The sequence below is a fragment of the Frigoribacterium sp. 9N genome, from assembly GCF_902506305.1.
GTDB lineage: Bacteria > Actinomycetota > Actinomycetes > Actinomycetales > Microbacteriaceae > Frigoribacterium.
In genome coordinates this window covers 2305809-2332013 of sequence record NZ_LR733392.1, presented here as the reverse complement: position 1 = coordinate 2332013, position 26205 = coordinate 2305809, and the positions used below count along the sequence as shown (strand labels likewise).

The 26205-nt window shown below is 73.3% G+C and carries 22 protein-coding genes; 12 read left to right on the top strand and 10 right to left on the bottom strand.

Annotation, left to right across the window (positions count from 1 at the left end; all coding sequences use genetic code 11):
- Positions 1 to 71 precede the first annotated feature (71 nt).
- The 3 genes from ARTHRO9V_RS13985 to ARTHRO9V_RS13975 form a co-directional block, all read right to left on the bottom strand.
- Positions 72 to 2270 (bottom strand): beta-galactosidase, encoded by a 2199-nt coding sequence (locus ARTHRO9V_RS13985; RefSeq protein ID WP_159828008.1) that lies wholly within the window; start codon positions 2268 to 2270, stop codon positions 72 to 74.
- A gap of 248 nt (positions 2271 to 2518) precedes the next feature.
- The gene (locus ARTHRO9V_RS13980; RefSeq protein WP_159828005.1) at positions 2519 to 3517 is read right to left on the bottom strand and encodes a LacI family DNA-binding transcriptional regulator; all 999 of its coding nucleotides are present in this window, start codon (positions 3515 to 3517) and stop codon (positions 2519 to 2521) included.
- Positions 3518 to 3621: 104 nt separating this feature from the next.
- Positions 3622 to 4101, bottom strand: coding sequence for an SRPBCC family protein (locus ARTHRO9V_RS13975; RefSeq protein ID WP_159828002.1), 480 nt, complete (start codon positions 4099 to 4101; stop codon positions 3622 to 3624).
- A gap of 130 nt (positions 4102 to 4231) precedes the next feature.
- On the opposite strand from ARTHRO9V_RS13975, the gene ARTHRO9V_RS13970 reads away from it, so the two are divergent.
- The 4 genes from ARTHRO9V_RS13970 to ARTHRO9V_RS13955 all read left to right on the top strand — a co-directional run bounded on the left by ARTHRO9V_RS13970 (position 4232) and on the right by ARTHRO9V_RS13955 (position 8677).
- Entirely contained in the window at positions 4232 to 5161 is a 930-nt protein-coding gene (locus ARTHRO9V_RS13970; RefSeq protein ID WP_123571376.1) for an aldo/keto reductase family oxidoreductase, read from the top strand.
- 397 nt (positions 5162 to 5558) lie between these two features.
- Entirely contained in the window at positions 5559 to 6011 is a 453-nt protein-coding gene (locus ARTHRO9V_RS13965) for an S-ribosylhomocysteine lyase (RefSeq protein ID WP_043597358.1), read from the top strand.
- Complete coding sequence (locus tag ARTHRO9V_RS13960; protein WP_159827999.1) at positions 6008 to 6847, top strand: 5'-methylthioadenosine/S-adenosylhomocysteine nucleosidase; 840 nt, start codon at positions 6008 to 6010, stop codon at positions 6845 to 6847. Before ARTHRO9V_RS13965 ends, ARTHRO9V_RS13960 begins: the two co-directional genes overlap by 4 nt.
- A 375-nt stretch (positions 6848 to 7222) precedes the next feature.
- On the top strand, positions 7223 to 8677 hold the full coding sequence (locus tag ARTHRO9V_RS13955; protein WP_159827996.1) for a nucleobase:cation symporter-2 family protein: 1455 nt from the start codon (positions 7223 to 7225) through the stop codon (positions 8675 to 8677).
- Between the two features lie 203 nt (positions 8678 to 8880).
- Here ARTHRO9V_RS13955 and ARTHRO9V_RS13950 read toward each other — a convergent pair whose 3' ends face one another.
- On the bottom strand, positions 8881 to 11652 hold the full coding sequence (locus tag ARTHRO9V_RS13950) for a molybdopterin-dependent oxidoreductase (protein WP_159827993.1): 2772 nt from the start codon (positions 11650 to 11652) through the stop codon (positions 8881 to 8883).
- Positions 11649 to 12584: an FAD binding domain-containing protein gene (locus ARTHRO9V_RS13945; protein WP_159827990.1), complete on the bottom strand. Its 936-nt coding sequence runs from the start codon at positions 12582 to 12584 to the stop codon at positions 11649 to 11651. Before ARTHRO9V_RS13945 ends, ARTHRO9V_RS13950 begins: the two co-directional genes overlap by 4 nt.
- A 327-nt stretch (positions 12585 to 12911) precedes the next feature.
- Here ARTHRO9V_RS13945 and uraD point away from each other — a divergent pair, with 327 nt between their 5' ends.
- Both uraD and uraH read left to right on the top strand, forming a co-directional pair.
- Positions 12912 to 13505 (top strand): 2-oxo-4-hydroxy-4-carboxy-5-ureidoimidazoline decarboxylase, encoded by a 594-nt coding sequence (gene uraD, locus ARTHRO9V_RS13940; protein ID WP_159827987.1) that lies wholly within the window; start codon positions 12912 to 12914, stop codon positions 13503 to 13505.
- Positions 13502 to 13828, top strand: a complete 327-nt coding sequence (uraH, locus tag ARTHRO9V_RS13935; protein ID WP_159827984.1) for a hydroxyisourate hydrolase — start codon at positions 13502 to 13504, stop codon at positions 13826 to 13828. The genes uraD and uraH overlap by 4 nt, the downstream gene beginning before the upstream one ends.
- A gap of 18 nt (positions 13829 to 13846) precedes the next feature.
- Here the strand turns inward: uraH and ARTHRO9V_RS13930 are convergent, their stop codons facing one another.
- Positions 13847 to 14323, bottom strand: coding sequence for a nucleoside deaminase (locus ARTHRO9V_RS13930; RefSeq protein WP_236557059.1), 477 nt, complete (start codon positions 14321 to 14323; stop codon positions 13847 to 13849).
- Between the two features lie 50 nt (positions 14324 to 14373).
- On the bottom strand, positions 14374 to 15267 hold the full coding sequence (gene pucL / locus ARTHRO9V_RS13925) for a factor-independent urate hydroxylase (protein ID WP_056043854.1): 894 nt from the start codon (positions 15265 to 15267) through the stop codon (positions 14374 to 14376).
- Positions 15268 to 15380: 113 nt separating this feature from the next.
- Between pucL and ARTHRO9V_RS13920 the strand changes: the two genes are divergently transcribed.
- The 6 genes from ARTHRO9V_RS13920 (at position 15381) to ARTHRO9V_RS13895 (ending at position 23096) form a co-directional block, all read left to right on the top strand.
- The gene (locus tag ARTHRO9V_RS13920; protein ID WP_159827978.1) at positions 15381 to 16526 is read left to right on the top strand and encodes an acetamidase/formamidase family protein; all 1146 of its coding nucleotides are present in this window, start codon (positions 15381 to 15383) and stop codon (positions 16524 to 16526) included.
- Positions 16519 to 18177, top strand: coding sequence for an AtzH-like domain-containing protein (locus tag ARTHRO9V_RS13915; RefSeq protein WP_235452299.1), 1659 nt, complete (start codon positions 16519 to 16521; stop codon positions 18175 to 18177). The genes ARTHRO9V_RS13920 and ARTHRO9V_RS13915 overlap by 8 nt, the downstream gene beginning before the upstream one ends.
- Before the next feature lie 111 nt (positions 18178 to 18288).
- Positions 18289 to 19491, top strand: coding sequence for an alanine--glyoxylate aminotransferase family protein (locus tag ARTHRO9V_RS13910; protein ID WP_159828806.1), 1203 nt, complete (start codon positions 18289 to 18291; stop codon positions 19489 to 19491).
- Entirely contained in the window at positions 19488 to 20840 is a 1353-nt protein-coding gene (locus tag ARTHRO9V_RS13905; RefSeq protein ID WP_159827975.1) for an allantoate amidohydrolase, read from the top strand. The genes ARTHRO9V_RS13910 and ARTHRO9V_RS13905 overlap by 4 nt, the downstream gene beginning before the upstream one ends.
- The gene (locus tag ARTHRO9V_RS13900; RefSeq protein WP_236557058.1) at positions 20837 to 21685 is read left to right on the top strand and encodes a MurR/RpiR family transcriptional regulator; all 849 of its coding nucleotides are present in this window, start codon (positions 20837 to 20839) and stop codon (positions 21683 to 21685) included. Before ARTHRO9V_RS13905 ends, ARTHRO9V_RS13900 begins: the two co-directional genes overlap by 4 nt.
- Before the next feature lie 196 nt (positions 21686 to 21881).
- Complete coding sequence (locus ARTHRO9V_RS13895) at positions 21882 to 23096, top strand: cell wall-binding repeat-containing protein (protein ID WP_157485186.1); 1215 nt, start codon at positions 21882 to 21884, stop codon at positions 23094 to 23096.
- Between the two features lie 70 nt (positions 23097 to 23166).
- Here the strand turns inward: ARTHRO9V_RS13895 and ARTHRO9V_RS13890 are convergent, their stop codons facing one another.
- Genes ARTHRO9V_RS13890 through ARTHRO9V_RS13880 form a run of 3 tightly spaced genes read right to left on the bottom strand, consistent with a single transcriptional unit; the run spans position 23167 to position 26198 of the window.
- The gene (locus tag ARTHRO9V_RS13890) at positions 23167 to 23898 is read right to left on the bottom strand and encodes an MBL fold metallo-hydrolase (protein ID WP_159827972.1); all 732 of its coding nucleotides are present in this window, start codon (positions 23896 to 23898) and stop codon (positions 23167 to 23169) included.
- A gap of 34 nt (positions 23899 to 23932) precedes the next feature.
- Positions 23933 to 25396, bottom strand: a complete 1464-nt coding sequence (locus ARTHRO9V_RS13885; RefSeq protein WP_236557057.1) for an amidohydrolase family protein — start codon at positions 25394 to 25396, stop codon at positions 23933 to 23935.
- On the bottom strand, positions 25389 to 26198 hold the full coding sequence (locus ARTHRO9V_RS13880; RefSeq protein ID WP_236557056.1) for a DUF1275 family protein: 810 nt from the start codon (positions 26196 to 26198) through the stop codon (positions 25389 to 25391). The genes ARTHRO9V_RS13885 and ARTHRO9V_RS13880 overlap by 8 nt, the downstream gene beginning before the upstream one ends.
- Between the last annotated feature and the right edge of the window lie 7 nt (positions 26199 to 26205).

Sequence of the window (26205 nt, the reverse complement as noted above, 5' to 3'; positions counted from 1 at the left end):
GTGCGGGCCGGGTGCTGCGGGGGACGTCGTGCGGGTCGGGCGGCCGGGTCGGGGAGGCCGGGTCGGGCCGCCTACGAGGCGTCGGCGTCGACGAGCTCGTACACGTGGGCCGCGCGCGGGGCGAGGGTCAGGGTGGTGCCGGCGGCGACGACCTCCCGGGTCTCGAGGTCGCGCACCGCGGAGGGCGTGGTGACCGTTCCCTCGTGGGCCGACCAGTTCGACACGAACGCGAGCCCTGGGGCTCCGGCCCGTGAACCGGTGGTGACCGTGACCGTCTCGGTCGCCGCCCACGTGCCCGCCGCCGTGGCGGGCACGAGCCACCGGGCGATCGAGCGCGAGAGCTCGGGGTTGGGCACGGTCGCGACGTAGCTGACGCGGCCGGCTCCGGAGGCGCGGGTCGTCAGCATCGCGTCGGCCCCGATCTCGGTCCGCGCGGCCCGCAGCACGACGGTGGCGTCCTCGACGTGCAGGACGTCGGCCCAGCGGGTGCCGGCGGAGCCCGGCTCGAGGACGAAGGGTGCGTCGGCGGGGGAGGCCGGGGCGGTGACGTCCTCGGCGGCCGCGGCCGCGCCTCCTGCGGTCGTGCCGTCGCTGCGCTCGGCGGTGCCGGCGTCCGCGACGTGGACGGCGAGGGGGTGGTCGAGGTTGGTGTACTCCTCGTACCAGACCCCCGCGGGGCCCGAGAGCCGGGCGGGTGCCGGGTCGCGGCGGGCCCGGGCGAGCTCGTCGCCGTAGGCCGTGCGGATGCCCACCACCAGGTGGCCGCCCGCCTCGGCGTAGGCGGTGAGCGCGGTGAGCGTGGCGTCGTCGACGACGTACAGCGCCGGCACGACGAGCACGGGGTGCGTCGCGGCCAGCTCGGCCGGGTCGGCGGCGAGGAACTGCGTCACGTGCTGGATGCGCACCTGCACGCCCGCCTCGGCGAGCCCGCGGTAGTGCGCGTCGAACAGGTGGAGGTACGACTCCGGGTCGGGGGTGCCGTCGGGCAGGGCCAGCGGCGGGTACGTCTCGAACGACCACTTGGTCTCGGTCGACCAGAGCATCAGCACGTCGGCGTCGGGCTCGAGGCCGTCGACGGCGCCGCCGACCGCCTTGAGCGTGGCGCCCAGGGCCGAGACCTCGCGGTGGATGCGACCGGGACGCTGGCTGTGCGGCAGCACGCCGCCCCAGTACGTCTCGACGCCGAAGTGCAGCGTGTGCCAGTGCCAGTACTCGACCATGCGGGCACCGCGGGAGACGAGCGCGAGCGCGGCCTGCTTGATCTGCCCGTCGAACGGCGGGTGGTTCTGCCAGGGGCCGCCGATCGACTGCGCGTTGGTCTCGGTGACGAGGAAGGGAGCCTGCGCCGACGAGAACGCCCGGTCGCCCCACTGCTGCAGGGCCCAGACGCCGGTGTGCCACCAGCCGGCCTCGCGGGGCACCTCGACGCCGAGCGTCAGGCCGTCCTGCATCTTGTAGTACGGGTTCCCGGCGGTGACGTCGAGGCTCTCGACGAGCCGCTCGTCGGCGACCTGAGGGCGCGAGTACGAGATGCAGGTGGTGACGAACTGGTCGTCGCGGGCGTACTCGCGGACGACGTCGGCCTGCCAGGCGATCAGCTCGTCGGCCAGCTCGCCATGGAAGCGCCGCCACTCGAGGTCGTACTGCGGCTGCACGTTGCCGTCGGGACGCCAGAGCTGCGACCACTCGGTCAGCCGGTGCGACCAGTAGACCAGGCCCCACTCCTCGTTGAGGCGCTCGACGGTGCCGTACTTGCGCTGCAGCCAGGCCACGAAGCGGTCGAAGACCTGGTCGTTGCGCGGGCGCTCGTTGCCGGGCTCGTTGTCGACCTGCCAACCGATCACGGCGGGGTGCTGCGCGTAGCGCTCGACGACCTTGCGGACGACGCGCTCGGCGTAGAAGCGGTAGGCGGGGTGGCTCTGGTCCATCTCCTGGCGGGCGCCCCAGCCGGCGCGGACGCCGGTGGTCCGCTCGGCGGCGATCTCAGGGTGGCGCACCTGCAGCCACGGCGGCACCGCGTAGGTCGGGGTGCCGAGCACCACCGCGATGCCGCGGGCGTGGGCGCCGTCGAGCACGGGCTGGAGCCAGTCGAGGTCGAACTCGCCCTCGCGCGGCTCCCACGTCGACCAGACCGACTCGCCCACGCGGATCACCGTGAAGCCCGCCTCGACCATCAGGTCGAGGTCGCGGTCGAGGGTGCCCGCCTGCTGGTACTCGGCGTAGTAGGCGGCTCCGAAGAGGACCCCGGAGTGGCGTGGAGCAGAAGTCATCGTTGACCCGTTCGTGTGTGTCGGCTGCGGTGGCGACCGCCGACGTCGTCCCGCGCGTGCTCGGGACGTCGATCGATGTTCGTTGGATGTTGTCGATAACATCGGCGTCTGCGGAGAACGTAACCCACGAGCCGCCACCCGCGCAAGACCCCGTCGTCGACGGGTCACCGATGGGGGAGGCGCGGGTCGGCCCGCACGGCTCGGCCTGCGCCGGTGGGCCTGCGCCGATGGGCCCGCGCCCGGGGGCGTCAGCCGCGCGCGGGTGCGGTCGAGGCGCGCGCGACGAGGGACGGCACCGGCAGGCGGCTGGCCGTGTCGGGGCTGCGTCCCTCGATGTGGGCGATCAGCGACGTCATCACGTGTGCCCCCTCGAAGCCGAAGTCGAGTGCCACGGTGGAGAGCGACGGCACCATGAACCGCGCCTCGGGAGTGTCGTCGTTGCCGACCACGCTGACCTCGTGCGGCACCGAGACGCCTTCGGCGGCAAGGGCGGCGAGCAGCCCCATCGCCATGGCGTCGTTCGCGACGGCGATGGCGGTGAAGTCGTCCGTCCGGGCGGCCAGTCGCAGCCCGATGTCGTAGCCGGCCGCCGCGGACCAGTCGCCGACGTCGGTGACCGTCACCGCGCCTCCGGACCCGGTCACCGCCTGGCGGAACCCGTCGGCGCGCTCGCGGGCGGCCAGCCACTGGTCCGGCCCGGCGACGTAGGCCATACGGCGGTGGCCGAGGCCCACGAGGTGCTCGGCCGCGACCCGGCCGGCGTGCTCGTTGATCGACTCGGTGGTGCCCTCGACCATCAGCCCGAAGTCACGCGCCACGGGCACCGAGATCGCCCGGCGTTCGAGCGCCGACCGGGCGACGGCGGTCTGCGCGGTCACGACGATGCCGGCGATCTGCTGCCCGAGCATCAGGTCGAGGGCGTCGTCGACCGAGCGCTCGTCGCCGCCGTCCATCGAGACGATGTCGGTGACGTAGCCGAGCGAACGCGCGGCCTCCGTGGCCCCGGCGATCGTGCGGGCGGGCCCCGACTGGTGCATGTTGTCGGCGAGCAGCCCGATGCGGTTCGTCCGCTGCAGGCGCAGGTACCGGGCCGCCGAGTTGGGGCGGTACTCGAGCTCGGCGAGGGCCTGCTCGACCTTCTCGCGGGTGGCGGGACGGATGCCCTCGAACCCCCGCAGGAACCTGCTGACGGTCTGGTGCGAGACGCCCGCGCGCTTCGCCACGTCGTAGATCGTGGCGTCCTTCATGCCCCGAGGGTAGCGGTGCCCGGAGGCCCGTGCCCCGCCGGGGGCGAGCCCGGGACGTGGACGGACCCGGGGCGTGGACGGACCCGGGGTGTGGACGCGCGCGGCTAGGCGGTGCGCTCGATCTCGCGGGTGATGCCGACGAGCACGCGGCGCATGTACGGCGCCCAGGCGAAGCGCACGATCCCGCGCACGATCGCCCCGCGCCCCGGTCGGGCGAAGAACGAGTAGGTCCAGTCGACCCGCGTGCGCCCGCTCGGGGTCGCCCGGTAGCACCAGTCGGCGCGGCCGCCCGTCACCAGCCGCCCGAGCAGCCCGGTGAACTCGCTGAGCTCGTAGACGAAGACCCCGTCGGGCTCCACGCGCACGAGGCTCTCGACGACGCTGCTGCCGTCCGACAGCTCGAGCCGGCGGGTGCGCCCCACGGCGTCCCACGGGCCGGTCTGGTCGTGGACGGCCACGACGGCCGGGATCACCCCCGCCCGCGGATAGAACCCGACGGGGGTCAGCGGCGTCGCGATGCTCCACGCCCGGTCGAGCGGAGCGGCGGCGACGCGCGCGGTGCTCGCGCTCGCGGTGACGGTCATGCCGGGGGGTTCGGAACGGAGGGCGCGAACGACGGGACGGGTCCTCCCCAGGCGCCCCGCGCCTCCTGACCGTCCCCCGAGGAGGCGCGGGTCGGCTCCCGGGGACGCCGGACGAGAGCAGACTGGCAGCGTGAAGACGACGACGTTACCCACCACCGACCGCCCCGCCTCGACCATCGTCCTCGGGCTCATGCGCATCTCGGGCATGACCGACGACGCGATCCGTGAACTCGTGGCCGAGGCCCGAGACCTCGGCATCGACTTCTTCGACCACGCTGATGTGTACGGCGACCACCCCCACCACTGCGAGCAGCGCTTCGGCGACGCCGTCACCATGACCTCGTCCGAGCGCGACGCGATCCAGCTGCAGAGCAAGGTCGGCATCCGTGACGGCTTCTGGGACTTCTCGACCGAGCACATCCTCGAGTCGGTCGACGCCTCGCTCGCCGCCCTGCACACCGACCGCCTCGACGTGCTGCTGCTGCACCGTCCCGACGCCCTGGTCGAGCCCGACGAGGTGGCCGCCGCCTTCGACCAGCTGCACGCCGCCGGCAAGGTGCGCCACTTCGGCGTCTCGAACCACACGCCCGCCCAGGTCGAGCTGCTCAAGCGCAGCGTGACGCAGCCGCTGATCGTCAACCAGGTGCAGCTCAGCATCACCCACGCCCCGCTGATCGCGGCGGGCGTCGCGGCCAACATGGCGGGGCTCGACCAGTCCGTCGACCGCGACAACGGCATCCTCGACTACAGCCGCCTCAACGACATGACCTTGCAGGCCTGGTCGCCGTTCCAGAAGGGGTTCTTCGACGGCGTGTTCCTCGGCGACCGCGACGGCTACCCCGAGCTCAACGACGTCATCGACGAGCTCGCCGCCAAGTACGACGTCCCACCGTCGGCGATCCCCGTGGCCTGGATCACCCGGCACCCGGCCCGGATGCAGGTCGTGCTCGGCACCACGAGCGTCGCGCACCTCCGCGACAGCGCCGCGGGGTCGGACGTGCCCCTGACCCGGCCCGAGTGGTACCGGCTCTTCACGGCCGCCGGGCACACGCTGCCGTAGCGCGCTGCGGTGCGCTGCCCTGTGCTGCGCTGCGCTGCGCTGGGCTGGGCTGCTCTGCGCTGGCCTGGGCTGCGCTGCGCCCGCCGGTCCGCCCCCCATCCCTTTCCTCCCGCTCGCCGCCACGAAGTAAACACACCGCCATCGTTTTGCGTGGCGGGTCGTTTACTCCGTGGCGGGGTGGCGGGGTGGCGGGGTGGCGGGGTGACGGGGCGAACGGCCGAGCGGCGGAGCGGCCGAGCGGCGGAGCGGCGGGCCGCCTGCGGGGTCACACTCCGACCGGCGCGGAGGGAATGTCCTAGGGTCGACAGGGCGTTGGGACGCACAGATCGGTGCAGAGACCGAGGTGCCTCCCGCGCCCCGTCCGCACCCCGAAGGGACCATCGTGACCCAGCCCAAGATGAACGTCGAGTCGTTCAACCTCGACCACCGCACCGTCGCCGCGCCCTACGTGCGCGTCGCCGACCAGAAGACGTTGCCGCACGGCGACGTCATCACCAAGTTCGACGTCCGGTTCACCCAGCCGAACGAGGCTCACCTCGACATGGCGTCGGTCCACTCGCTCGAGCACCTCTTCGCCGAGCACTCCCGCAACCGCTCCGGCGACGTCATCGACTTCTCGCCGATGGGCTGCCAGACCGGTTTCTACCTGATCCTGCAGGGCGATCCCGCGATGGACGACGTCCTGTCGCTGATCGAGGGCACCCTCACCGACATCACCACCGCGACCGAGGTCCCCGCGGCCAACGAGGTCCAGTGCGGCTGGGGCGCCAACCACACGCTCGAGGGTGCCCAGGGCGTCGCCCGCGACTTCCTCGCGGCCCGCGACGAGTGGTCGACCGTCACCCGATGAGCGGGACGCACGCCGCGCCTCCGGCCGACGGGGTCGCGGTGGTCGCCGTCCCCCCGATCATCGTCGTCGTGGCGATGGCCGACGAGGCGGCGCCGTTCGTCTCCCGGGCGTCGCGCGTCGACGAGCCGGTCGCCGTCGGCGGGTCGCTGCAGCGGGTCGTCGAGATCGACGGGGTCGAGCTGCTGCTCGTGCAGAGCGGCATCGGGTTCGTCAACGCCGCCGGAGCGGCCACGTCGGCCATCGTGCGGGCCGGCTCGCTCGAGGGTGTCGTGCCGACCGTGATCAGCGCCGGCACCGCCGCGGGCATGGGCGCCGGCATCGAGATCGGCGACGTCGTCGCGGGCTCGGAGTACGTCAACCTCGACGCCGACGCGCGCGTGTTCGGCTACCGGCTGGGGCAGGTCCCCGGGATGCCGGCCAGCTTCCACGCCGACGAGTCCCTGATGGAGGCGGCGGTCGCGTACGACACGTCCGTCCCGTCCGACACGTCGGCCGGCTCGGGCGAGACGTCGGCCGGGTCGGACGGCACGTCGGGTGGTCCGTGGGCCGTGCGCCCGGGGTTGATCGCGTCGAGCGACGCGTTCATGACCGCCGAGCGCGTGATCGGCGTGCGCAGCGCCTTCGCCGACGTCGTCGACGTGGACGCCGTCGACATGGAGTCGATGGCGATCGCGCAGACCTGCCACGTCCATCACGTGCCGTTCGTCTCGGTGCGCGGCATCAGCGACCTCGCCGGTCCGGACGCCCACGACGTGCACGATGAGAACCTCGCCCTGACGGCGGGGCGATCGGCGGACGTCACGATGCACCTCGTGCGGGTGATCACTGCGCGCTGAGCGACGCGCTGCGCTGGCCGCGCTGCGCTGGCTGCGCTGCGCTGCGCTGCGCTGCGCTGGCCGCGGTGCGGTGCGGTGCGGCGCCGCGCCGGGCCGGGCCGGGCCGGGCCGGGCCGCGTCGCCTGGTGACGGCGCCGGATGCCGCCGCGCTCCTCGGCCGCCAGCCCGCGCCTCCTTCTCGAGGCACCCGGTGTCGAACGATGCACCCCCGGGCTCGTGGGTGCATCGTTCGACAGCGGGTGCATGGGCACGAGCGGCACCGAGCGCGTCAACGCGGCCGACGACACGAGCCTGAAACACGCGTGCCGTCGCGACGAAACGCGCGTTTCGTACGCTGGCGGCGACCACCCGACATCCCCACGATCAGGAGTCCCGATGTCACAGTCCCCGCCCGAGTCGCCCGAGCCGTCCGCTTCGCCGGTCGCGACCGCCGGGCCGCCCGAGACGACCCACCCCGTCGACCGCGTCCCCCCGCTGCGGAGGCTCTTCCCACTCGGCCTGCAGCACGTGCTCGCGATGTACGCCGGGGCGGTCGCCGTGCCCCTCATCGTCGGAGGAGCACTGGTCGGCATGGGCCAGCTCGAGCCCGGCGACATCGCCTACCTGATCAGCGCCGACCTCTTCGTGGCCGGCATCGCGACGATCGTGCAGTCCGTGGGGTTCTGGCGCTTCGGGGTGCGGCTGCCCCTGATGCAGGGCTGCACCTTCGCCGCCGTCGGACCGATGATCGTGATCGGTGGCGAGTACGGCATCACGGCCATCTACGGCTCGGTCATCGCGAGCGGCCTCTTCATGATGCTGCTCGCCCCGTTCTTCTCGAAGCTGGTGCGGTTCTTCCCGCCGATCGTCACGGGCACGGTCATCCTGATCATCGGCGTCTCGCTCATGGACGTCGCCGCCGGCTGGGTCGGAGGAGGCGCGGGTTCCGACGACTTCGGACGCCCGCTCGACGTCGCCTTCGCCGCGGGCACCCTGCTGCTGATCATCCTGATCGAGCGGTTCGCGCCTCCTGCGCTCCGCCGCCTGTCGATCCTGCTGGGGCTCGTCGTCGGCACCCTCGTCGCCTGGCCGTTCGGGCTGACCGACTGGAGCGGATTGGGTGAAAGCTCCTGGTTCGGGCTCGCCCTGCCGTTCCACTTCGGGCTGCCGACCTTCCCGGTGAGCGCGATCGTGTCGATGTGCATCGTCGGCCTGGTGATCATGACCGAGACCACCGGCGACATCATCGCGGTGGGCGAGATCGTCGACCGCCCGGTGACGCCGCGACGACTGGCCGACGGGCTGCGGGCAGACGGCCTGTCGACCGTCATCGGCGGCGTCTTCAACACGTTCCCGTACACCGCGTTCGCGCAGAACGTCGGCCTGGTCAGCATCACCGGCGTGAAGTCGCGGTACGTGGCGACGCTGGCGGGGGGCATCCTCGTGGTGCTCGGGTTGGTGCCCGCGCTCGGGGCCGTCGTCGAGGGCGTGCCCGTGGCGGTGCTCGGCGGGGCGGGCGTCGCGCTGTTCGGCATGGTCGCGGCGAGCGGCATCCGGACGCTGTCGAAGGTGCGGTTCACGAACTCGAACATCCTGATCGTGGCGGTCGCGCTGGGCGTGAGCCTGCTGCCGACGGTCAGCCCCGAGATCTACGCGCAGTTCCCGACCTGGTTCACGATCGTCTTCGACTCGGGCATCAGCGCCGGCGCGATCGTCGCCGTGCTGCTGAACCTGCTGCTCAACTCGCCGCGGATGCAGGCACGCGACGAGGGTGCGGATCGTGACGTGTCGGCGCACGACGCCGTGCGCGGGCCCGCGGCAACGGCCGGAGCGACCGAGCGCAAGGGCTGAGCCCGGGCCCCGGTCCAGCCCGCGCTCGCGTCGCACCGACGACTGAACGTCGCACCGCGCATGTCGGCGGTGCGACGTTCACTTGGTGGTGCGACGCGTGGTCCGGGCCTGGCCGGGCCCGGCCGGGCCCGGCCAGGCCAGGCCCGGCCCAGCCGGCCCGGACCCGGCCCAGCCCCGCCCGGCCCCGCCCCGCTCTGCCCGGCTCAGCGACCGCCGGCGAGGCGCCAGAGGCGGTCGCGCGACATCGGCAGTTCGTGGGGCCGCACGCCGAGGGCGTCGCGGATCGCGTTGGCCAGGGCGGGTGCCACCGGGTTGTACGGCGCCTCGCTCATCGACTTGGCGCCGAGTGGACCGAGGTCGTCGTGCGTGGTCGCGAAGTGCACCTCGGTCTGGGGCACGTCGCCGAACTTGGGCATCCGGTAGTTGCGGAACGCCGTCGTCAGCACGCGACCTTCGTCGTCGAGCATCATCTCTTCGTAGAGGGCCGTGCCGATCGCCTGCGCCGTGCCGCCCTCGACCTGCCCCCGCAACTGCTCGGGGTTCAGCACGACGCCGGCGTCCGCCGCCTGCACCGAGCGCAGCAGGCGCACCTCGCCGCTCGCCCGGTCGACGGCGACCTCGAAGCCGTGCACGTTGAACGCCACCGAGCGTGGGGTGCCGTCGTGGGAACCGTCGGCGGTGAGCGGACCGTCGGCCAGCAGTCGGTCGCCGGACACCAGGACGGTCGCGTCGACACCGGGGCCGACCCGCACCACGACGCCGCCCGCGACCACCTCGGGGGCGGTGCCGGTGTCGACGGCGTGACCCGCGCCTCCGGCGATCGCCAGCGCGCGGTCGACCATCGCCGCTCGTAGCTTGTGGGCGGCGGCGAGCAGGGCCTTGCCGGCGACGACGACGCCGGCCGACCCGTACGCGCCCGTGTCGTACCGGGCCACGTCGGTGTCGGACTGCCGGACGACGACCCGGTCGGGCGTGGTGCCGAGCGCCGAGGCGACGAGCTGGGTGTGCACGGTCGTCGTCCCGTTGCCGAACTCGGCCGTGCCGACGCCGATGTCGTAGCGGCCGTCGGGCAGCAGCTCGATCGAGGTGTCGGCGAAGTGACCGCGTGGCGGGATCGTCGCGATCATGGCGAGCGCCATGCCGCGCCCGGTGACCCAGGTCGGGCCGACGGGGGCAGGAGGCGCGCCCTCGGGGGCAGGGGACTCCAGCGCCTGCTCGACCAGGTCGAGGCACTGGTCGAGACCGTAGCTGCCGATCAGCAGATCGCTCTCTTCGTCGGGGTCGGTGACCACCATCGGGTCGCCGGGGACGATCACGTTGCGGCGGCGCAGCTCGAACGGGTCGATGCCGAGCTCGCGGGCCAGTTCGTCCATCGCGGACTCGACGGCGAAGACGACCTGCCCCAGCCCGTACCCGCGGAACGCCCCCGAGGGCAGGTTGTTCGTGTAGACCGACTCGGCGTCCACGCGCTTGTTCGGACAGCGGTAGACGCTCGTCGACTCGTGCACCGAGTGGTACATGACGCCGACGCCGTGGTTGCCGTAGGCGCCCGTGTCCATCAGCTGGTCGACGTGCAGCGCGGTCAGCACCCCGTCGCTCGTCGCTCCCACGCGCACGCGGACGCGCATCGGGTGGCGGGTCGGCGCGATCGTGAACTCGTCCTCGCGGGTGAACTCGTACTGCACGGGTCGACCGGTGCGCAGCACGGCGAGGGCGACGAGGTCTTCGGTGATGAGCTCTTGCTTGCCCCCGAAACCGCCGCCCACGCGGGCGGCGAAGACCCGGACCTGTTCCTGCGGCAGTCCGAAGACGTGGGCCAGCTCGTCCCGCACGAGGAACGGCACCTGGCTCGCCGTGCGGACGACGAGGCGCCCGTCGTCGTCGAGCCAGCCGCGTGAGGCGTGCGTCTCGAGGGCGCCGTGCGAGACGCGCTGCGTGCGCCAGGTGCCCTCGACGACGGCGTCCGCCGCCGCCAGACCGGCCTCGACGTCGCCCGTCTCGTCGTGCATGGCGGCCACGGTGTTGCGCTCGGGGAACGCGATCCGCGACGCCTCGACGGTCTTCTCGCCGTGCAGCAGCGGGGCCCCGGGGGAGCGCGCCGTCTCGGGGTCGAACACGGCGGGCAACGGTTCGTACTCGACCACGATCGCGGCCAGGGCGTTCGTCGCCGTGCGGACGTCGTCCGCGACGACCGCGGCGACGCGCTGCCCTCGGAACCGCAGCACGGGGTCGAGGACCAGGCCGTCGTCCGGGTCGTCCTCGCGGTCCTCGTGGCGACCGGTCGAGAACAACGTCGCGGGGGAGTCGCGGTGGGTCAACACCAGGTGCACGCCGGGCAGCGCCTCGGCGGCACTCGTGTCGATCGAGGTGATGCGGGCGTGGGGGTGCGGGCTGCCGAGCACGGCGAGGTGCAGCAGCTTCGTCGTGCCGCGGAAGTCGAGCGTGTACGGCTCGCTGCCGGACGCCACGCGCAGGGCCGCCGGGGCCTTCACCGACCGACCGGCCGCCTCGCCGTCGGCCGGGGCCACCGTGTTCGAGACGCCGCAGATCGCGTCGCCGATCGCCCGGTACCCCGTGCACCGGCACAGGTTGCCCTTCAGGAGGCGCGGGAAGTCTTCCGCGTCGGCCTCGGTGAACGTCGAGGCCGTCACCACCATGCCGGCCGTGCAGAAGCCGCACTGGAACCCAGCCGCGTCGGCGAACGCCTGCTGCACGGGGTGGGGGTGCTCGGGGGTGCCGAGACCGGCCGCCGTCGTCACCGCCCGGCCCTCGAGCCGGTGCGCGGGATAGATGCACGAGTGCACGGGTTCGCCGTCGACCAGCACGGAGCACGCGCCGCAGTCGCCCGCGTCGCAGCCCTTCTTGACCGAATGGACGCCGTGCTCGCGCAGCACCGTCCGCAGCACCTGGCCGGGGTCGACGTCGGCGTCGAGCGGGAGGCCGTCGACCTCGAACGTGACGTGTCTCGGGGTCATCGCGCGCCTCCGGGGGTCGTGGTGGTGGGCGGCGTCCGCCTCGCGCGGGCGGCCGCGCTGCGCGGGTCGTGGGTCGACTCGCGCACGGGTCGCACCGGTGCGTCGGTGGCGGGCCGACCGAGCTCGACCCGCAGCTCGTCGGCGAAGCGGGCGCTCATCGCGCGGCGCCAGTCGGGGTCGCCGTGGGGGTCGGAGTACCAGCAGTCGATGCGGCCGAGAGCGTCCGCCAGGGCCCGCTCGCCGGGCACCTCGTCGAAGCGCAGCTGGACGGGACGGGTCGTCCCCGCCGTGATCGTGACCACGAACTCGCCGTCGAGGCCGAGCCGGGCCGTGACCAGCGCGCCCGAGCGGCCCAGGGGGCTCAGCGAGATGCGCCGGAACCCGGTGCGGGAGCGCAGGGACCCGAGCGGCACCTCGAGGGTGCGCAGCACCTCACCCGGCTCGAGGGTGTTCTGCACCACTCCGGTGACGAAGGAGGACACGGGCTGGCGGCGCTCGCCGCCGTCGGTCGTCCAGACGACGGCCGTGGCGTCGAGCGTGGCCATCAGCGACGTCATGGCGCCGGCCGGCAGCCCGAGGGCGACGTTGCCGCCGACCGTCGCGACGTTCCAGATCTTGAACGAGGCGAGCAACGAGTTCGCGCACTGGTCGACGAGCGGGTGGGCGACCCAGTCGTCGTCGGCGGGCAGTCGCAGCAGCTCGGCGATGGTGCAGGTGGCGGCGACGCGGAGGACGTCGCCACCGCCGTCGACGTCGACTCCGCGCTCGACCGGCGTCCACCCGAGCGAGGTCAGGTCGACCAGGCCGGTCAGCCCGGGCTGCCGCTCCGAGAACAGCCACGTGCCGCCGCCGAGGGGGCGCTCGCCGGGCGCGAAGACGATCTCGTCGCGGCGTGAGGGGGTGCGGATCTCGCGAACGGTGGTCAGGTCCATGGGAGACCCCACTCTGCACGACCGGGGTTTCGAGCATGTGTCGGCTCGCTCGGCGTCGAACGACCGGCCTCGGCGCGGAGTCGTCGACACCGCAGCCGCGTCGGGTGGAGGGCCGGGACGAGCGCCGGAGCCGCGGCGGGGGCCGGGGACGGGGTCGCACCACCGTCGTGTGGTCGAACCACGCTCGCGGGTGGTTCCACGACGCGGACGTGGTGCGAGCGGCCGCTCGCCGGGGCGCGCCTGGGTGCCGCGTCGCCGGACGCCCGGGAGGCGCGGGTCGGCCAGCCGTGCCCGTCGCCTCGGGGCACCGTCGCTAGGGTGTGCGTCATGATCGAGCTCGACGACGCCACCCTGCGTTCGCACCTGCTGGCCGCCCTCGCCGTCGAGCGGTGGGTCGACGACGTCGCGGCGCAGGCGCCGTTCGCCGACTCCGACGCGCTGATCACGGTCGCGGCCGCCGCGGCGACGCCGCTCAGCGCCGCCGAGATCGACGAGGCGATGGCACACCACCCGCGGATCGGCGAGAAGCCGGTCGGCGACGGGGCCGCCCAGGAGTTCAGCCGACGCGAGCAGGGTTCGGCGGCCGACGCCGACGACGAGACCCTCGCGCAGCTGCTGGTCGAGGGCAACGCGGCGTACGAGCAGCGCTTCGACCGGGTGTTCCTGATCCGTGCCGCCGGTCGGAGCCGGGCCGAGATCGTGGGCGAGCTGCACCGGCGACTCGGGCTCGACGACGACACCGAACGGCGGATCGTCGGGGCGGAGCTGCGCGACATCGCCCTGCTGCGGTTGCAGTCGACCTTCGCCGAGTCGGCACCCACCGGGTCGGCACCCGCCGGGTCGGCACCTGCCGGGTCGGCGTCCGCCGAGTCGGCACCCGCCGAGCCGGTGTCCGCCGACCACGACGAGGCCCGAGCATGAGCCACGTCACGACGCACGTCCTCGACGCCGCACTGGGTCGCCCGGCCGCCGACGTCCCCGTCGCCCTCTACGACGCGCGGGGCACCGAACTCGCCACCGGCGTCACGAACGCCGACGGGCGCGTGCCCGAACTCGGCCCGGACGCCCTGCCCGCCGCCGACTACCGACTGGTCTTCGAGACCGCCGCCTACTTCGCGGCGGCCGGGCGTGACACGTTCTACCCGCGGGTGACCATCGACTTCACCCTCGCCGACGAGTCGAGCCACTACCACGTGCCCGTGCTGCTCAGCCCGTTCGCGTACTCGACCTACCGCGGCAGCTGACCCCCCTCGCACGACGGCTCAGTAGTCGGTGCGGTGGTCGTGGCTCGCCCACGCCTCGAACGGCGCCGGCGCGTTCGCCGGGCGTACCTCGTCGACGGGGAGGTCCCAGGTCGACCGGTCGCGCCCGAACAGTTCGTAGAACTCGAGGTCGTCGAAACCGCCTCGCGCGGCGTCGTGCCGGTCCGCGGCGTACACGACCCGGTCGACCCTGGCCCAGAGCGACGCCGAGAGGCACAGCGGGCACGGTTCGCACGAGGTGTAGAGGGTCGTGCCGGCGAGGGAGAAGTCGCCGACCGCCCGGCACGCCGCCCGGATCGCGGTCACCTCGGCGTGTGCCGTGGGGTCGAGGTCGGCCGTCACGCGGTTCCGACCCTCGGCCACGAGTTCGTCGCCCCGCACGATGACGGCCCCGAACGGTCCGCCCCCGTTCGCGACGTTCTCGACGGCCAGTTCGATGGTGCGGGCCAGCCAGCGGGCGTCGTCGGCGTCGGTCACGGTGTCTCCTCGGGGTGGGGCGGGGGTGGGGCGGCGCGGCTCGACGAGGCTCATGCGAGACCCGCGGAGGCGCGCCACGCGTCGTGGGCCGGCGGGGCGTCGTCGCGCAGCACGGTCGCCTCGATCAGACCGTACGGGCGATCGGCGGCCCAGAAGACCTCGCCCGGGTTCTCGAGGCCGAAGGGCGACAGGTCGTAGGCGAAGTGGTGCTTGTTCGGTGCCTTCAGGCGCACCTCGACGATCGAGGGGATCGCCTCGAGGACGGCCGTGCCCATGTGCCACAGGGTCTGCTGCAGGGCGAGCGACTGCAGGGTGGCGAACTCGCGGACCATCAGGCGCTTGACCTCGGCGTACGTGGCCTCCCAGTCGACGTCGGTCGTGCCGAAGCGCCACTTCGCGTCGAGCGCCGTCGCCATGACCCGGTCGTGCGTCTCGGGCAGGGTCGTGAACTCGTCGGTCAGGAACCCGGCGAACTCGGAGCCGGTCGACTTGAGCAGGACCAGGTCTTTCAGCCCGCCCACGACGTACTCGCCGGTGCCGTCGACCGTGACGGCGGCGGTGCGCACCTCTTGACCCGAACGCAGCCAGGTGTGGTCGTGCTCGCTGCCGTCGACCACGGCCCGCTGCCAGTCGTACTGCTCGATCTCGATGCGGGCACCCGTCACGGGTTCGACGTCGTGCACGAAGTGGCGGGCGAGCTCGAGCCCGAAGCGCTCGACGGCTTCGACGCCCTTCGACTTCGCGAACGCGAACGCGGTGTTCTTCTGGGTGTCGGTCGGCAGGACGGCACTCTGGTCGCCGCGGAGGTACGCCGCGTCGAAGGGGCCCCGCAGTGCCGTCGTGACGTTGACGTCGCGGATCTCGTGTCGGGGCCCGTCGCGGTAGAAGCGCACGAGCCGCGACTCCGCCTTGCCGTACTGATTGTCGCCGAGGATGATCGCCATGCGGCGATGATCACACAACCGTGTGAACGACTTGTTTCACGATCGGCGATTTGTGAACAACTCGTTTCAGAGGGCTTATCGGGACGAGGCGTCCACTCGCTACTGTGCTGGGCATGGCGATCTCCGAGGCGACCCCCGCACCCTCGTCGGGCCCCGTTCCCGCGACCCCGATCCTGCAACCCCTGTCGCCCGGCGACCGTGGCGATGCCCTCCCCTACGTGCCGGCGACACTCGCCACGACCCTGTGGGGGCGCCTGCCCTGCGCCTCCGACGAGCCCGTGCTCACCATCGACCCGGGCACGGCCGTCCTCATCGACACCCTCAGCCACGAGGGCGTGCTCGACGACCAGGGCCGTGATCCTCAGGCCTTCTTCGCCCGCTACGGGGTGCCCCCCGAGCACGTGCTCGACGACGCGGTCGCCCTGGCCGCCGCGAGCGACGACCAGCACGGTCGCGATCCGGGTGCCGACGGCCCGCACGTCGTGACGGGCCCCATCGCGATCCGCGGCGCCCAGCCCGGCGACGTCGTCACGATGACCCTGCTCGACGCGACACCTCGCGTGCCGTACGGCGTCATCTCCAACCGCCACGGTCGCGGGGCCCTCGCCGGCGAGTTCCCGCTCGGCGCCGATCCGGTCAGCGTCTTCGCGGCCGTCGACCACGAACCCGACGGCTCCCTGGTCGGCACGTTGCCGCTCGTGCCCGGTGCCGGCCATACGGTGCGGTTCCCGCTGCACCCGTTCCTCGGCATCATGGGGGTCGCCGTCGCGGGCGACGAGCGACCGCACTCGGTGCCACCGGGTCCGCACGGGGGCAACGTCGACATCGCCCTGCTGACCGAGGGTGCGTCCCTGCACCTGCCCGTCCAGGTGCCCGGGGCCCTCGCCTACGTGGGTGACCCGCACTTCGCCCAGGGCGACGGCGAGGTCGCACTCACCGCGATGGAGGCCAGCCTGCGCGTGACCGTCCGGTTCGACCTGGTGCCGCGCGCCGAGGCCGTGGCGCTGTTCGGCGAGATCTCCGGGCCGCTCGCCGAGACCGCCGAGTCGCTGGTGCCGACCGGCCTCGACGAAGACCTCGACGAGGCGGTCCGCGCCTGCGTCCGAGCGGCGATCGACCTGCTCGAGGCCCGCTACGGCATGGACCGCAGCCTCGCCTACGCCTACCTCTCGGCGGCGACCGACTTCGACATCTCGCAGGTCGTCGACCTCGTCAAGGGCGTCCACGCCCGCATCCGCAAGGCGGACTTCGGTGGCTGACGCGACCGGTACACCGCCGGGCCACCCCGAGGAGGCACGGGTCGGCTCGGGCACCGTCCCCACCTCGGTCGAAGGCGAACTGCCCGACGGCCTGCTCGAGGCGTTCGACGCCTACGAACGCGCACTCGCCGCCGACGACCAGGCCGCGCTCGCCGCGGCCTTCGAACCGACCGCCACCGTCATGCGCGCCGACGCCGGTGGGCTGCTGGTGGGGCACGACGCGATCACGGCCTTCCGGGGGAGGCGCGGGTCCGGTCCGGTCCGACGGGTGGTCGAGTGCCACGTCCGGGTCGTCACCGCCGACGTGGCGATCGTCGTGTCGGTCAACGCCCCGGCCGCCGGGGGTCGTGGTGTCATCACGCAGCTCTGGCGCCGCGATCCGGATGCGGGTCCGGTGGGTGCCCGCTCCTGGCGGATCGCCTCGGCCCAGGTGCAGGCGTCGCCGCCGGCGATCGACCGCCGGGTCTGGCGGGTCGTGGGCGAGCCGCTCGTCTCGGGAAGCCGAGGGGACGACTCGACCGGCACGGCGCCTCCTGCCCTCTCGGGCGAGACGGTCGCCGTGAAGGACTTGTTCGCGGTCGCAGGCCACGCGATCGGGGCAGGCGTGCCTGCCCGGCTCGCGGGTGCGGCCCCCGAGTCCCGGCACGCGGCCGCGGTGCAGCACCTGCTCGACGCCGGGGCCGACCTGCGCGGCATCGCGCAGACCGACGAGTTCGCGTACAGCATCGCCGGACGCAACTCGGCCTACGGCACCCCTCCCAACCCGGCCGTGCCGGGTGCGATCCCCGGCGGCTCGACCAGTGGCCCGGCGGCGGCCGTGGCCCTCGGGCAGGTGAGCATCGCCCTGGGCACCGACACCGGCGGATCGCTCCGCGTGCCCGCGTCCTACCAGGGGCTCTGGGGCATCCGCACCACCCACGGGGCGGTCGATCGCGCTGGGCTGCTCCCGCTCGCGCCGAGCTTCGACACGGTCGGCTGGCTGACCCGCGAGGTCGACACCCTCCGTCGGGCGGCCCGGGCGTCGCTGCCCCTGGCCGACCAGATGTCGGTCGAGCCGTCGTACGTCGTCGATCCGCGGGTGCTCGCGTCGGTCGAGCCCGGCGTGCGCGCCGAGTTCGTGAGGGCTCTCGACGAGGCGACCGCCGCGGGGCGGGTCGAGCGTCCCGAGGAGGTCGTGCTGGGCGACGTCGCCCACCTCTTCGAGCTGTTCCGCGTGCTGCAGGCCTTCGAGGCCTGGCAGTCCGACGGCGACTGGATCACCGAGCACCCGGGCGAACTCGCCGCCGACGTGTCGGCCCGCTTCGCGTTCGGCGCGACGGTCTCGCCTGGGCAGGCCGAGGAGGCGCGGGTCGCCCTCGGCCACGAACGTCGTCGTCTCGAGGCCCTGCTCGACGGCCGGGTGCTGCTCCTGCCCAGCGCGTCCTCGGCCGCGCCCGCGCTCGGTGCGACCGCTGCCGAGGTGGACGCAGTGCGCTCGGCGACCCTCGGGCTGACCTGCATCGCCGGCGTGCTCGGCGCCCCCGCCGTGTCGGCGCCGGTCCTCGAGGTGCCGCTCGCCTCCGGGCGGAGCGCGCCCGTCGGGCTGTGCCTCGTGGGCCCCCGCGGGGCGGACCTGTCCCTGCTCGATCTCGCAGCGACCTGGGCGACCTGATGCCCGCCTCGGACGGTGCCCGCCGAGTTCACCTGGTTGAAACACGGGTTGCGTAGGGTGGGACGGGTGAAACGCGTCTTCCAGCCGATCGACCCGCCCGCCCGCCTCCTGATGGGCCCCGGCCCGATCAACGCCGATCCCCGGGTGCTCCGCGCGATGTCGGCGCAGCTCGTGGGGCAGTACGACCCGGCCATGACCGCTTACATGGACGAGACCCAGGCGCTCTACCGCGAGGTGTTCCAGACCTCGAACGAGCAGACCCTGCTCGTCGACGGAACCTCGCGCGCCGGCATCGAGGCCTCGCTCGTGTCGCTGATCGAACCGGGCGACAAGGTGCTCGTGCCCGTCTTCGGTCGCTTCGGCCACCTCCTGCGCGAGATCGCGGAGCGCTGCGGGGCCGAGGTCCACGTCATCGAGGTGCCCTGGGGCCAGGTCTTCCCGCTCGAGACCATCGTCGAGGCGATCGAGCGCGTCCAGCCGAAGCTGCTCGCGGTCGTGCACGGCGACACCTCGACGACGGTCACCCAGCCCCTCGAGGGGCTCGGCGAGGTCTGCGCCCGTCACGGCGTGCTGTTCTACACCGACGTCACGGCGTCGATCGTCGGCAACGCCTTCCGCACCGACGAGCTCGGCCTCGACGCCGTCAGCGCCGGCCTGCAGAAGTGCCTCGGCGGCCCCTCGGGCTCGTCTCCCGTCACCTACGGCGAACGGGCGGTCGAGGTCATCCGGGCCCGCACGTCGATCGAGGCGGGCATCCGCACCGACGGCGACACGACCAGCAGCCGACGCATCGCGTCGAACTACTTCGACCTCGCGATGATCTTCGACTACTGGGGTCCTCAGCGCCTCAACCACCACACCGAGGCGACCACCATGCTCTGGGGCGCCCGCGAGTGCGCCCGCCTCGTCGTCGACGAGGGCGTCGACGCCGTGGTGGCACGACACGAGCTGCACGGCCGCGCGATGCTCGCCGGGGTGCAGGGGCTCGGCCTCGAGACGTTCGGCGACCTCGCGCACAAGATGAACAACGTGGTCGCCGTGGTCATCCCCGACGGGGTCGACGGCGACCGGGTGCGCGGTGCCCTGCTCACCGACTTCGGCATCGAGATCGGCACCTCGTTCGGCCCGCTGCACGGTAAGGTCTGGCGCATCGGCACGATGGGCTACAACGCCCGTCGCGACACCGTGCTCACGACGCTCGCCGCGCTCGAGGCCGTGCTCCGCCGCGAGGGCGCACCGATCACGAGCGGGGGCGGCGTCGGGGCCGCGTACGACGTCTACCTCGACGCCGACCGGGCAGGAGGCGCGGCGTGAGCGACGAGGCCCGCCTCGTCCTCGAACGCTGCGACGCCCTGGCCGCGGTCTCGAGCAGCCCCACCGGCATCGAGCGCGTGTACCTCTCGCCTGAGCACGCCCGGGTGAACGCGATGGCCGGCGAGTGGATGCGACGGGCCGGCATGACCACCTGGCAGGACGCGGCCGGCAACCAGCGCGGCCGCTACGAGGGCACCGAGCCCGGCCTGCCCGCCCTGCTGCTCGGCTCGCACCTCGACACGGTGCCCGACGCCGGACGCTACGACGGCATCCTCGGCGTGCTGCTCGGCATCGCCCTGGTCGCGCGGCTCGAGGCGTCCGGCACCCGTCTGCCGTTCGCGATCGAGGTCCTCGCCTTCGGCGACGAAGAGGGCACCCGTTTCGGCACCGCCCTGCTCGGTTCCCGCGCGGTCGCCGGCACCTGGCTGCCCGAGTGGTGGTCCCTGGCCGACGCGTCCGGCACGACGCTGCGCGAGGCCTTCGTGGCGTTCGGTCTCGACCCCGACCGGGTCGGCGAGGCCGCCTACGAACCGGCCGACGTGATCGGCTACCTCGAGACCCACATCGAGCAGGGCCCCTACCTCGAGGAGGCCGACCGGGCGCTCGCCGTCGTCTCGTCGATCGCCGGGGCACGACGTTTCGAGCTGACGCTGACCGGGGTCGCCGGTCACGCGGGGGGCGTCCCGTTCCACCGTCGGCACGACGCGCTCGCCGGGGCCAGCGAGATCGTCCTCGCGGTCGAGCGACTGGCCCGAGAGGCCGACTGCATCGCCACGGTGGGTCGCCTGCAGGCGTTCCCCGGCGGCGTCAACGTCATCCCCGGGCTCGTCGAGTTCAGCCTCGACCTCCGCGGCGAGCACGACGACCGACGCGACGAGGTCTGGGCCGGCATCCAGGCCGTCGCGGCCGAGGTCGGCGAGCGTCGAGGGCTGACCCTCTCGGTGGACGAGACCCACCGCGCGCCGGCCGTGGTGGCCTCACCGCGCCTCCGGGGGTTCGTCCGCGACGGCATCGTCGCGACCGGCGACACCGACCCGATGGTGCTGTTCTCGAAGGCCGGGCACGACGCCATGGCCGTCGCCGAGCTGACCGGGTGGGCCATGCTGTTCGTCCGCTGCGGCAACGGCGGCATCAGCCACCACCCCGACGAGATCGTCTCGATCGACGACGTGGCCGTCGCGCTCGACGCCTTCGAGGCCGCCGTGCACGCGGTGGCGGCGGCGCATCCGGCCCAGGCCCAGGCCCAGGCGCAGTCGCAGGCCCAGGCGCAGTCGCAGGCGCAGGCCCAGGCCCAGGCCCAGGCGCAGGTGCAGGTGCAGGCGCGCCCCCAGACCCAGGCGCCCGCGTGAGCGACCAGGTCGAAGGGGCGGGCATCCGTGACCGCATCGACTCGGGCTACGGCCGCCTCTCGCCGCAGGAACAGCGAGCGGCCGACTTCATCCTCGACCACCTGGACGATCTCGCCGTCTACACCGCCACCGAGATCGCCGAGCAGAGCGGCGTCTCGAAGGCGACGGTGTCGCGGCTGTTCCGGCGGCTCGGCTTCACCGACGCGCAAGAGGTGCGCGACCAGGCGAGGGCGTCGCGCAGCCGTGGCGTCCCGGTCGGGCCGACCCGCGCCTCCGGTGGGCTCGCCGAGCACGCCGAGGCCGAACGTCACAACCTCGACGTGATGCTCTCGGGGCTCTCCGACGGCCGACTCGAGCGTGCCGCGGCGTTGGTCGCCGGGGCCGAGCGGGTCGTTGTGGCCGGGTTCCGCAACAGCTACCCGGTGGCGCTCCACCTGCGGCAGCAGCTGGTCCAGGCGCGGGACGACGTGCGCGTGGCGCCGCAGCCGGGCCAGTCCATCGGCGAAGAGCTGGTCGGGCTCGGGGCGCGCGACGTCGTCGTCCTGGTGGGGTTCCGTCGTCGGCCGGCCGGGTTCGCCGGCGTGCTGTCGTCCCTGGCTGCGCGCGGCGTGCCCGTGGTGCTCGTGGCCGATCCGTCGCTGCGTGGCGTCGACGTGACGGTGAGGCTCGACTGCCCGGTCGAGACCCCTGCCCCGTTCGACAGCTACGCGAGCGCGATGAGCCTGGCCGCCCTGCTGGCCGGGGCGGTGCTGACCGAGACCGTGCGCGCCGGCCGGCCCGAGGGTGGCCGCAGCCGCGTCGCCGAGATCACCGAGCTGTACGCCGAGCTGTCCGAGCTCGAATGAGCCTGACGTCAGCTCACGGGGCTGACCTCACGACCTCGGCTCGCGTCCAGAGTGGCCTGGGCCGGGTGGGTGGCACGCCGGGCGGCCGGGCGGCGGGGCGGCCTGCTCGGTGCCTCGCGGGTTCGCCCGGGCGCTATGTTGTCGGACGGAAACACCGGTCTCGGCTCGAGCGGTGGGGGTGACGAGAGGCGACGAGATGAACGAGATCGTGACGACGCGGCGGACGATCGGGGCATTGGTGGCCACGGCGGCGCTGACCGCCGTGTTCTGCACGTCGATCCCCGTATCCGCCCGGGCTGCGGAAAGCGACGCGGTCGTCGTCCGTGTCGCCGGCGACGACCGTTTCTCGACGGCCGTCCGCATCAGTCAGAGCGTCTTCTCGGACGACGAGACGCCCGTCGAGCCCGTCGGGCCTGCGATCGACAGGACCCGGGAGGCGCGGGTCGTCTACCTCGCCTCGGGACGCGGTTTCGCGGACGCCCTGAGTGCCGCCCCCGCGGCCGCACACCTCGGCGGGCCGTTGCTCTTGTCCGACACGACTGAGGTGCCGGCGGTCGTCCTCGCCGAGATCGCGCGGCTCGACCCCGAACGCGTCGTCGTGGTCGGTGGCGAGACGTCGCTCTCGCCCCGGGTCGTCGACCAGGTCGAGCGCGTCGTTCCCGGCGCCACCGTCGACCGTGTGTTCGGAGCGGACCGCTTCGCCACGTCGCGCGCCATCTCGATCGACGCGTTCGTGGACGACACCTGGCAGGCGCCGGCCGTCGGGAGGCCGCGAGACGTCATCTCCCTCTACGACCCCGCCGACCACACCGGCTACGACGTCAGCTTCGACGACGGAGCGCTCTTCGTCGCCACGGGTCGATCGTTCCCCGACGCCCTCGCGGCCTCGGCCGCTGCCGGCGCCCACGACATGCCACTCATCCTCGTACCCGGAGAAGCACCGTCACTCGACGAGCCGACCCGAGACCTCATCGCCGCCGTCGATCCGGGCTACCTGTATCCGGTCGGCGGTCCCGCGGTCATGAGCCAGGGCATCGTCGACGACCTGAGACGCGTCGCGCCCGTCGACGGCACGGCCCATGAAGTGGAGAGGCTGTCGGGTGGCGACCGCTACGAGACCTCGCACTGGACAGGGTCGACCGCTTTCTCGACGCACTGGGGACTGCCCTACGGCGTCGACCACTTCACCGAGACGAGCGTCTTCGTGGCGAACGGGGAGAACTTCCCCGACGCCCTGGCCGGTGCTGCCGCTGCGGGGTACCTGCGCCAACCCCTCTTCACGTCGCGCGCCGCGTGCATGCCCAGCGCGACGTACCATGCCGTGGACTTCCAGCAACCCGACGAGGTCGTGCTGCTCGGCGGTCCGTCCGCCCTCGCAGATCGGGTCGCGGACCTCAGCCGGCTCTGCTGACCGGGATCGCGCGCGTCGCCATGACCGGGGCCGGCGGCCGGCACGAGCCGGACGGCCCCGTGCTGTGTCGTCAGCGGCGCAGCACCGGCCCGTGACCCGGCAGCACCACCCGTGCCCCTCGGTCGACCAGCCGCCCGTAGGTGCGGCCCGCCTCGGCGAGGTCGGAGTGGAAGATCGGGTGCAGCATCTGCACGCCGTCGAGCCGCGAGGTCGGGTGGCCGGTGACGAGGGCGTCGCCCGTGACGAGCACGTCGTCGTCGGGCAGCGCGAAGACGGTGTGCCCGGGGGTGTGGCCCACGGCCGTCGTGGGGACGACGCGATGACCGCTGAACGTGCGGGTCACCCCGAGCTCGAGCGGCAGGACGTCGACCACCGCCACGTCGCCCAGCCCACCCGCGCGCACCGCGTGCAGCACCCACCGGGCGAACCGGGGCTTGTACAGGTGCGGCAGCACGTCGCGGACGCCGACCTGGTGCAGCTGTTCGCGCGTCACGTTCGGCACCTCGGCGGGTGCCGCGAGGACCTCGAACCGGTGTCGCCGGCGCAGGGCCGTGATCGTGCCGATGTGGTCGCTGTGCCCGTGCGTCACGAGCACCGACGTGAGACGGGCGTCGCCGTGACCCGTCGCCGTGGCGACGGCACGCAGGGACGACTCGACCAGTTCGTGGTCGGCCGGGTAGCCCGCGTCGACCAGCGTCAGGGTGCCGTCGCCCGCGAGGATCGTCCAGTTCGACGCGGGACCCTCGACGAAGTGCACGCCCGGTGCGACCTCGACGGGAGCCGCCGCCTTCGTCGGACTCACGCCGCGACCTCGGCGAAGGCGCTGGGGCCGCCCCTCACGAGGCGACCCCGGTGTCGGGACGGACGAGCAACCGCGCAGGAGGCGCGCTCGGCCCCGCCAGCCAGCCCCCCACCCACGTCGCCGCGACCTCGCCGAACAGGCGTGCGTCGTCGTACGCGGTCACGGGGTTGCGGTGCGAGAGGTCGTCGACGTCGATCGTCACGGGTGTCTCGGGGGCGAACGCGACGAGGTCGGCGTCGGCGCCGACGGCGATCCGCCCCTTCGTGGGCAGGCCGACGAGGGCCGCCGTGCCCCGGGACATCCAGCCGACGACGGCCTCGAGCGGGATGCCGCGCTGCCGGGCCCCGGTCCACACGGCACGGAAGCTCAACTCGAGACCCGAGATGCCGCCCCACGCCACGTCGAAGTCGCCGTGCGCGGCGTCGGGGCCACCGGCGAACTTGAGCTCGCGGGTCGAGGGGGAGTGGTCGCTCGCGACGACGTCGATCGTGCCGTCGACGAGCGCCTGCCAGAGCAGCTCTCGGTTGGCCTCGCCACGGATCGGCGGGCAGCACTTGAACTGCGTCGCGCCGTCACCGATGTGCTCGGCGTCGAAGGTGAGATAGTGCGGGCAGGTCTCGACCGTGAGCCGCAGGCCCTCGGCCTTGGCGGCGCGGATGGTGTCGAGCGCCGTCGCGGACGAGAGGTGCAGGACGTGGGCACGACCACCCGTGGCGCGGAGGGCGTCGACCACTTGTTCGATCGCCGTGCGCTCGACCACGTCGGGACGCGAGCGGACGAACGCGTCGTAGGCCGCGCCTCCTGCGGGTGTTTCGGCGGACGAGGCACCGGCGCCGGCACCGCCTCCGGCCTCGGCGCCGCCGGCCGCGTCATCGGCGCCGGTCGGCGAGGCCGCGGCGGCGTCGAGCCCGTCGGGGTCTTCCGCGTGCACGATCAGCAGGCCGTCGAAGTCGGCCAGCTCGGCCATCGCCCGGTGCAGCTGCTCGGTCGACAGGTGGGGGAACTCGTCGACGCCCGACGGCGACAGGAACGCCTTGAACCCGAAGACGCCGGCCTCGTGCAGCGCCCGCAGGTCGCCCGTGCCGAGGTTCGCCGGGATCGCTCCGCCCCAGAACCCGACGTCGACGACCGACTGGGGCCCGGCGGCGGCCCGCTTCTGCTCGAGGGCCTCGACGGTCGTCGTCGGCGGGATGCTGTTGAGGGGCATGTCGACGATCGTCGTGACACCCCCGGCGGCGGCGGCCCGGGTCGCGGTCGCGAAGCCCTCCCACTCGGTGCGTCCGGGCTCGTTGACGTGCACGTGGCTGTCGACGACGCCGGGCAGCAGCACCTGGTCGTCGGGCAGGGTCACGTCGACGGTGGCGTCGACCCAGTCGGTGAGGCCGCCGATCGCGACGACGCGGCCGTCACGGACGACGACGCTCGCCTCGCGCCAGTCGCCGTCGACCAACGCACGACGGGCCCGGACGACGAGGTCGTGGTGCAGGGCGTCAGCCACGAGCGTCACCGTTCGCTCCGCTCGTCGCCGAGCGCGCCTCCTGGACTCCGCCGGACGTCGCGGAGGCAGTCGGAGTCGCCGACGCCGTCGCTGCGGCCGCCTCGGCCTCGCGCGCTTCGACCTCTTTCCGCCGCTCGCGCAGCAGGTGTCCGGTCAGGGCGACGAGCAGCGTCAGCCCGCCCGCGACGCCCATGCCCACGCCGATGTGCACCTGCAGCAGCAGGGCCCCGACGCCCGCACCGGCGAGGATGAGCACCACGGCGAGCACGCGCCGGGGGAAGTTCTTGCCCGTGCCGCCGGCGAGCTTCGACTCGGACGCGAGCCCGACGATGGTCGACGTGACCACCACGGTCGTGACGTCGGCCACGGCGATCTTGCGCGCGGCGGCGGCCTGCAGCCCCATCGCGGCGCCCAGCAGGCCGGTGATCGTGAAGGCCCACGGCGTGTTCTCTTCGGGCACGACGAAGAAGGTCGAGATGCCGAGGCCGAGCAGCACGCCGCCGGTCACGCCGAACGAGGTCGTGCTGCGGCCCGACCACCCGGCACGGCCGCCGCGCAGCACCCGGCCGCCGATCGCCGCTCCGAGCAGGAACGCGGCGAGGGCCACGATCGGGCCCACGATCGGCAGACCGTCGGCCTGGGCGATGGCCATGCCGAGGATGACCACGTTGCCGGTCATGTTCGCGGTGAACACCCGGTCGAGGCCGAGGTAGCCGACGGCGTCGATGATGCCGGTGGTGAACGTCAGCGTCAGCATCATGACGAGGTGCATGCGCGCCTGGTTGCGGCGGAACTTCTTCACGGGGGTC